Source organism: Ruegeria sp. AF1, from assembly GCF_056542125.1.
This window is the reverse complement of sequence record NZ_JBQFZG010000042.1, coordinates 1-1,888: the sequence shown is the minus strand read 5'-3', so window position 1 is coordinate 1,888 and position 1,888 is coordinate 1. Positions and strand designations below refer to the sequence as shown.

The window sequence follows — 1,888 nt, the reverse complement described above, 5'->3', positions numbered from 1 at the left end:
ATGAAGATGACGACGGAAGAGGCCTTTGTTAAGGTTTTGCAGATGCATGGTATTGAGCATGCGTTTGGGATCATTGGCTCGGCGATGATGCCGATTTCGGACCTGTTTCCGAAGGCTGGGATCATGTTCTGGGACTGTGCGCATGAGGGCAGCGCGGGGATGATGGCGGATGGCTACACCCGGGCGACTGGCAAGATGTCGATGATGATTGCGCAGAACGGCCCGGGTATCACCAACTTTGTGACCGCCGTCAAGACTGCCTACTGGAACCACACGCCGCTTCTGCTGGTGACCCCGCAGGCGGCCAACAAGACGATCGGTCAGGGGGGCTTTCAGGAAGTCGAGCAGATGAAGCTGTTCGAGGACATGGTCGCCTATCAGGAAGAGGTCCGCGACCCGACCCGCGTCTGCGAGGTTCTGAACCGTGTGATCATGCAGGCCAAGCGCGCCAGCGCCCCGGCGCAGCTGAACATCCCGCGCGACATGTGGACCCAGGTTGTCGATATCGACCTGCCCGCCATTGTCGAGTTCGAGCGCCCCTCGGGCGGCGAAACCGCCGTGGCCCAGGCGGCCGAGCTGCTGTCGAACGCCAGGAACCCTGTCATTCTGAACGGCGCCGGTGTGGTTCTGGCCGAAGGCGGCATCGAGGCGTCGAAAGCGCTGGCCGAGCGTCTGGATGCGCCGGTCTGCGTCGGCTACCAGCACAATGACGCCTTCCCGGGCAGCCACCCGCTGTTTGCCGGCCCGCTGGGCTATAACGGTTCGAAAGCGGGGATGGAGCTGATCAGCGAGGCGGATGTTGTCCTGTGCCTCGGCACCCGTCTGAACCCGTTCTCGACCCTGCCGGGCTATGGCATCAACTACTGGCCCGCGGATGCCAAGATCATCCAGGTTGACATCAACCCCGACCGTATCGGCCTGACCAAAGCTGTCAGCGTCGGTATCATCGGCGACGCTGCCAAGGTGGCAAAGGGCATTCTGGCCCAGCTGAGCGACACCGCCGGTGACGAAGGCCGCAAGGAGCGCAAAGAGCGCATCGCGCAGAAGAAATCGGCCTGGGCGCAGGAACTGACCTCGATGACCCACGAGGATGACGATCCGGGCACCACCTGGAACCAGCGTGCCCGCGCGGCCAAGCCCGACTGGATGAGCCCGCGCATGGCGTGGCGCGCCATTCAGGCGGCACTACCGAAAGAGGCGATCATCTCGTCCGACATCGGCAACAACTGCGCCATCGGCAACGCCTATCCGTCGTTTGAAGAGGGGCGCAAATACCTGGCGCCGGGCCTGTTCGGCCCCTGCGGCTATGGCCTGCCCGCCGTCGTCGGTGCCAAGATCGGCTGCCCGGATGTTCCGGTTGTGGGCTTTGCCGGTGACGGTGCCTTTGGCATCGCGGTGAACGAGCTGACCGCGATCGGCCGCGAGGAATGGCCCGCCGTGACCCAGATCGTGTTCCGCAACTACCAGTGGGGCGCGGAAAAGCGCAACTCGACCCTGTGGTTCGACGACAACTTCGTGGGCACCGAGCTGGACACCAAGGTGTCTTATGCCGGTATCGCGCAGGCCTGTGGCCTGAAAGGCGTCGTGGCCCGCACCCAGGACGAGCTGACCGCGGCGCTGAACCAGGCGATCGAGGACCAGAAGAACGGCATCACCACGCTGATCGAGGCCCTGATCAACCAGGAGCTTGGCGAGCCTTTCCGCCGCGACGCGATGAAAAAACCCGTCGCAGTCGCCGGCATCAGCGCCGATGACATGAAAGCGCAGGGCGCTTAACCCCAGGACGAGGCCGGAGCACATGACCCTGACACCCGTCGAGCTGTTGCGGCAAAACGCTCCGGCCACCCGTCCCATAATCGCCCTCAGCGAAGGCAACGACCCCCGCATC

General features: G+C 63.8%; 1 protein-coding gene. It reads left to right on the top strand.

Annotation, left to right across the window (positions count from 1 at the left end; translation table 11 throughout):
• Positions 1–1,776 (top strand): sulfoacetaldehyde acetyltransferase (gene xsc / locus ACR0BK_RS20325; protein WP_209508319.1); only part of this gene is annotated, 1,776 nt, incomplete at its 5' end.
• Positions 1,777–1,888: the final 112 nt, after the last annotated feature.